Annotated in this window: 2 protein-coding genes; both read left to right on the top strand. The window is 41.7% G+C overall.

The features are described from left to right. The first annotated feature begins 97 nt into the window (after window positions 1-97). Complete coding sequence (locus tag V7K38_RS07880) at window positions 98-1,513, top strand: sensor histidine kinase (protein ID WP_334856800.1); 1,416 nt, start codon at window positions 98-100, stop codon at window positions 1,511-1,513. Window positions 1,514-2,314: 801 nt separating this feature from the next. Next, complete coding sequence (locus tag V7K38_RS07875; RefSeq protein WP_334856799.1) at window positions 2,315-6,967, top strand: PAS domain S-box protein; 4,653 nt, start codon at window positions 2,315-2,317, stop codon at window positions 6,965-6,967. The last annotated feature ends 60 nt before the right edge of the window (window positions 6,968-7,027 follow it).

Here is a 7,027-nt window from a genome sequence, read left to right as displayed (position 1 = left end):
AAATTATTTGTTTACTTGGTCTATCACCTGATATTTATGGTCATTTGGTCGATAATTCCTCTTAGTCAAATCCTATTACGCGAACGGTGAGTAATTCATGTTGTGTATTGAAGAATTGATCGACTTAGACCCGTTTCAACAGCTTTCTCAAGAGCAATTAGAGTGGGTTTGCGATCGCGCTCAAACAGTTGAACTTTGCGCCGGAGACGTGTTGACGCATGAGGGAGATCCTGGACGAGGCTTATTTCTCCTAGTCAAAGGCAAAATTAATCTCACCCGCCGTAATCAAGGAGTTGAAATTCCCATTGGGCAACATCAAGCCCCATCCTTTTTTGGTGAAATTCCAGTCCTCACAGACGAACCAGTACCTGTGACAATGCGGGCATTGACAGATTGCAACCTCTATGAAATCAAGGCAGAGGACTTCCGTAAACTGCTCTATGAATGTCGGAATTTTGAGCGGATGGTCTTCCGCATTATGGAACGTCGGCTGCGGGGATTAGAGTCTTTTATTCGTGGGCGGGAAAAGATGGCAGCTTTAGGGACACTTGCCGCCGGTTTAGCTCATGAACTTAACAACCCAGCCTCAGCCCTGGTTCGGACTTTAGGGGAAATGCCAGCTGCCATCCTGGAACTACAACGGATGAACTTAGTTTATGGGCAACGCAATGTAGAGGAAGCCCATACTCAAGAATGGTTGAGAGTACGCGATCGCGGTTATGATGCGATTTTAAACAATCGTCTAGATCCGGTGACACTAAGCGATCGCGAAACCATATTACTGGAATGGCTAGAAGATTATGGTGTGAACCAGGCATGGAAATTAGCAGAACCTTTAGCAGAAGGTGGTGTTGATGTCGAAACCTTAGATCGCCTCATGGAACGTTGGCGCAACGACAACACTGAATTGCGAGAAATCGGATTGCACTGGCTATCGCTCTCCTTTGAAGTCATATCAATGATTAAACATGGTTTACGAGGAGCCGAGAGGATTTCCGAACTTGTGCAAGCGATGAAGTCATACTCTTACCTGGATCAAGGCGTTCAGCAAGAAGTGAATGTGCATCAAGGTTTAGAAGATACATTGCGATTGTTTGTTCATAAACTCAAATGCGGCATCCAAGTACAACGCAATTACGATCGACACCTTCCTAAAATCCTTGCTTATGGCAGCGAACTGAATCAAGTATGGACAAACTTAATTGACAACGCCATTGATGCAATGGATGATAAAGGACTGCTGGAAATTACAACACACCATTGCGATCGCTTCGCTCATATTGACATCATCGATTCTGGTAGTGGAATTCCACCTGAAATTAAAACCCGCATTTTTGAACCTTTCTTCACCACCAAATCAGTAGGACGTGGTTCAGGACTTGGTTTGGAAACCGTTCGCCGGATTGTAGAAAATCGCCATCACGGTACGCTCTCATTTGAGTCCCACCCAGGGAGAACTTGTTTCAGTATTTGCTTGCCCTTATCCGATATTCCGCAGGCTAGCTCAATATAATAGATAAGATTTCTGACAAGCGCTCCCACAATAGCAGTATTTCTACTTAAACTCTAAAATACCATCACCTGACCCTCCAAGCCTTGGAATGTCGGCTCAACCGCGTACCTATAGGGCTTCTCGTACTCTGCAAGAAGCCGCTATGCATCTATGGATGCAATACACTTTGACCTCACTTCCATTCCTCTCTCCTGAAAAGCTACGCTGTACACACAAGTCATCGAATGACCTAAAACAAAAACCACCTCACCCTGTCCTATCAGACATCCCTCTCCTTACTAAGGCTACGGTGTACACACAAGTCTAATTACCCCCCTCAATCCCCCCGATGTATTGGGGGGAAGCCGGAAATCTAGTTCCCTCCCCTTTGCAAGGGGAGGGTTAGGGTGGGGTAAAAACCAGATTAGTAAACTACTTCAGACTTGTGTGTACACCGTAGCGTTACTAAGGAGAGGGACAGGTTTTACTACGTAAAACCAGGGTGAGGTTTCTTAGAGGCTATAAGTATGAGATTGTAATTATTGTTCTTACAGAGTTCAATCCCCAGTTAAAAGGGGTTTTGGCTTAACTTGACACCTCTATACTTTAAGCTAAAGTATGCTGGTAAGTAGTAGGCATAATTGAATACAAGATGTCATTGCCAGAGGCAGCGCCAACGTTTGCAATCACGGAATATATTATATTTATTTACGCTCATCTACTTAAGCGATGATAATTTTCTCATATAATTTTGCTTACTGATTTCATGTTCAGTTGGATTCAAAAAATTATTATTTATTGAAAATTTACTTAGTAACTGATATGGATATTCAAAAAATCAAAATTTTATTAGTTGATGATAAATTAGAGAATCTAAAATATTTATCAAATATTCTTCAAACCCAAGGTTATCAGTTGCAAATTGCCATACCTGAAGAATTGGGAATAAATATGGTAATTACTTCTTCACCTGATTTACTTTTGCTAAACTTATCCATATCAAATAAAGTTTATCAAAACTTGAAGGCATCCCAAAAAACTGAAGATATCCCGATAATTTTTTTCGGGTTTATAGATGAATTAGATGAAGAATTAAACATTTTTGAGTTAGGTAATGTTGACTATATTACTCAACCCTTCCAAACTAAAGAAGTTTTATTCCGCATCCAAAATCAATTAACTCTCCAAAGGCTAAAACAACAGTTAAAAGAGCAAAATATCCAACTGCAACAGCAGATTCAAGAACGCCAACGGGCAGAAGCAGCGCGACAAGCTTCTGAAGAAAAGTTAGCATCAGCTTTTCGGTCATCTCCCGATCCAATTGCCTTAATTACTCTTCCCCACAAACACTATGTCGAAGTTAACGACAGCTTTTGTCGGTTTTTTGGTTATTCTCGTTCTCAGGTGATTAATCGCACCGATCGAGAATTGAATATTTGGGCGAATCCAGAAGAATATAATTTCCTCACCCAAATGCTGCAAAAAACTAAAGCCATCCGTAACTATGAAGTTGATGTCTGCACTTGTTCAGGAGAAATTAAGACAACATTGTTGAGTGCAGAAATGATCGAGATTGATGGAAAATGGTATGTACTCGGTACAGCGAAAGATATTACTGAACGCAAGCAGGCAGAAAATGAAAGCCGTTTGTTACTATTGACAACCCAAGCGATTACTCGCGCTAGTGATGTCAATAGCGCGTTAGTCCTAGTATTGCGTTTAATTTGTCACACTATTGGCTGGGATTTTGGTGAAGCGTGGATACCTAATGAAGATGGTACTGTTTTAGAACGCAGTCTCGGCTGGTACGGAGAGGAGAGCAGTTTAGAAGAATTTTGCCGCCAAAGCCAAACAGTGAAATTTCCTCTGGGAGTGGGACTACCAGGAAGAGTTTGGCAGAATCAAGAACCAGAATGGATAGAAGATGTTTCGGAAGTGACAGAGCCAATTGTTTTGCGTAGGCGTAGCCCGCCGCAGGCATCGCAACAAGCACCAAAGGTAGGATTAAAAGCTGGTTTTGGTGTTCCCATCCTGGCTGGAAACCAAGTATTAGCTGTTTTAGTGTTTTTTAAACGTAGCTCAGTATTGATAGATAAACGTTTGCTCTTGCTAGTCAATACTGTTGCTGCTCAATTAGGTGGGTTAATTGAGCGCAAAACCCTAGAACAAGAACTAGCACTCAGACAAGCCCGCCTCAATGCCTTTTTTAGCAGCGCTCCCGTCGGCATGAATATCATAGATAACCAACTGCGGTTTGTGCAAATCAACCACCTACTGGCAGAGATTAATGGACTACCCCAGGAGGATCATATTGGTAAGACTATTCATGAAGTTTTACCCCAGATGGCTCCTCTAGTGGAACCAATCTATCAACAGGTTCTGTTAACTAGTCAACCCATTCTAAATCAACAATTAAGTGGCGCATCAATTAAACAACCAGATATTATCCGCCACTTCTTAGCTTCTTATTTTCCGATTCCTGGTGAAGATCATCGCCCCTCTGGTGTAGGCACGGTTTTAGTAGAAATTAGTGAACTGCAAGCAGCGCTACGCGAACGCAAAAACGTCGAACAAGAACTGCGTTTAGCCAACGAACGCCTCCAATATCTGCTCACCTCTGGCCCTGTGGTGATTTATAGCAGCAAAAAAACATCAGGCAACTTTAGCACTACCTTCATTAGTGAGAACATTAAAGCGATGGTTGGCTACGAAGCGCGAGAATTTCTCGAAAATCCTAGTTTCTGGCTCCATCACGTCCACCCAGAAGATGTTGAACTGATCTCAGAAAAATTTTCTCAGTTGGTTGAGCAAGAGTACAGTTCCTACGAATACCGCTGGTTACACGCTGATGGAACTTATCATTGGTTTTACGAAAAGATGAGGCTAATCCGTGACGAAACTGGTAAACCGATAGAATGTGTTGGTTATTGGGCAGATATTAATGATGCTAAACTAGCGGAATTAGCTTTGCAATCAAGTAGGCAGCAATATAAACTTTTAGCAGAAGCCTCACCAGCTTGTATATTTCACACTGATGTCGATCGCAATGCCTTATATTTTAATCAACGCTGGAGTGAGATTACTGGATATAGTTTAGAAGAGTCTCTGGGAACAGGTTGGACAAAAGCCGTACATCCAGACGATCGCGACCAGCTATTGTTGATATGGAATCAAGCAAGAACTGATAAAAGCACGTATAAGTACGAACATCGTGTTTTACGTAATGATCATACAGTTGTCTGGGTAATTTGTCAGGCTTTGCCAGAATTTCGAGATGATGGAGAAATCAAAGGCTACATCGGTACAATTACAGATATTACCGAGAGAAAATTGGCAGAAGAAGCCCTGTGTGAGAGTGCAGAAAGGGAAAGAGCGATCGCCCAAGTTATTCAAAGGATGCGCCAAACACTGGATTTAGAGACTATATTTGCAGCTACAACCCAAGAATTACGGCAAGTACTTAATTGCGATCGGGTTGTTGTCTATCGTTTCAATCCCCATTGGAGTGGCGAATTTGTCTCCGAGTCGGTGGGTAATGGTTGGATATCTCTGATAGAAGAACATAACAATGACCCTTATCTCACAGAGGGTGTCTTAGATGATGGCCGTTGTCTAGCAAAAATTTTGGATAGCATCGATAATCATCTAGAAGATCCTTATCTGCAAGCAACCCAAGGTGCAAGTTTCCTCTGTGTGCCAGACATTTACAACGCTGAGTTTCATCCTTGTTACATCAACCTCTTAGAGCGCTTTCAGGCAAAAGCCTACATTATTGTCCCCATTTTATATGGTAGTCAGCTTTGGGGATTACTAGCGAGTTATCAAAATTCCGATATCCGCCAATGGAAACCAGGAGAAATCAACATCGTAGTTCAAATTGGCAATCAATTGGGTGTCGCTTTACAGCAGGCACAATTACTAGCGCAAACTCAAAGGCAGTCACAAGCATTGCAAGAAACTGTGATCGTTGCTGATGCTGCCAACCGTGCCAAAAGCGAATTTCTCGCCAATATGAGCCACGAACTACGTACCCCTCTCAACGCCATCCTTGGTTTTACCCAAGTTATGAGCCACGATCTTGCTTTATCTACTGAACATCAGCAAAACCTAGCAATTATCAATCGTGCTGGCGAACATCTCCTCAACTTAATCAACGACATTTTGGAAATGTCTAAAATCGAAGCTGGTAGAATCACATTAAATCTCAACAGTTTTGACTTAATTCGCCTCTTAGAAAATCTCGAAGAGATGTTGCGCTTTCGTGCTACGTCCAAAGGATTAGAATTAGTATTTGAATATACATCTCACCTCCCCCAATACATCCAAACTGACGAAAGTAAACTGCGTCAAGTCTTGCTTAACCTCTTAGGAAATGCCATCAAATTTACCGATACAGGAAGAGTGATATTACGGGTGGGGACTGGGGACTGGGGAGCAGGGGAAGAAGAATTAATAACCAATTCCCAATTCCCAATTCCAAATTCCCAGTCCCCAATCCCCAATGCCCAATCCCTAATCTTCGAGGTTACGGATACTGGCCGCGGTATAGCCCCACAAGAAATTGACTTGTTGTTTGAAGCTTTTGGGCAAACTGAAACTGGAAGAAAATCGCAACAGGGAACAGGATTAGGTTTAGCAATTAGCCGCAAATACGTGCAACTAATGGGGGGAAATATTAGTGTTACCAGCATTATTGGTGAGGGAAGTAAATTTGCCTTTGATATTCAAATTAGTTTATCCGCAGCCAGCGAAATCCAGATTAAGCAAATTAGACGGCAAGTTCTGAGTTTAGCCCCAGATCAAAGCGAATATCGAATCTTGGTGGTTGATGACTCCATAGACAGTCGTTTAGTGCTGGTAAAAATTCTGACATCTATCGGCTTTGTAGTTCAAGAAGCGGCAAATGGCATCGAAGCGATCGCACTTTGGCAGAAATGGCAACCACACCTAATTTTAATGGATATGCGGATGCCGATTATGGATGGTTACGAAGCCACAAAAATTATTAAAACAACAGAAGAAACCTCAATCTCAAATTGCAAGACTATTATCATCGCCTTAACCGCTAATGCCTTTGAGGAACAGCGAGAGGCAATGATTCAAGCGGGTTGTGATGATTATATGAACAAGCCTTTCCGTGAGGAACAATTACTGGAAAAATTGAGTGAATATTTAGATGTTCAATATATTTATCAAGAAGATAATTATCAGATAGGAAACTCAAAAGAACAGATAACAAAATCTATCTTAAAGCTTGCAGATTTAGTGCCTATATTATCTGAAATGTCACCTGAATGGGTTCAACAGGTGTATACTGCCGCAGCCCAATGTAGCGATGACTTAATTTTAGAATTGATTAAGCAAATCCCTTCAGAAAATGAGGGACTGCAAGATTTTATTAAAAATTTAGCTCAAAACTTTCAGTTTGAGAAAATTATGGAATTGACAAGTATTGCAGGAGTATTATCCAGTTAATCAGAATTGTAGGTTTGCCCATACTTGAAAATCTGGCGTTGCTGAATTAAGGGATGATTA

Source organism: Nostoc sp. (assembly GCF_036917465.1).
GTDB lineage: Bacteria > Cyanobacteriota > Cyanobacteriia > Cyanobacteriales > Nostocaceae > Nostoc.
This window is presented reverse-complemented; position numbering and strand designations above follow the sequence as displayed.

What these genes read in the sequence shown, in the direction of transcription:
- V7K38_RS07880 (WP_334856800.1), top strand. Translation starts at nt 98, where the DNA reads ATGTTGTGTATTGAAGAATTGATCGACTTAGACCCGTTTCAACAGCTT.
- V7K38_RS07875 (WP_334856799.1), top strand. Translation starts at nt 2,315, where the DNA reads ATGGATATTCAAAAAATCAAAATTTTATTAGTTGATGATAAATTAGAG.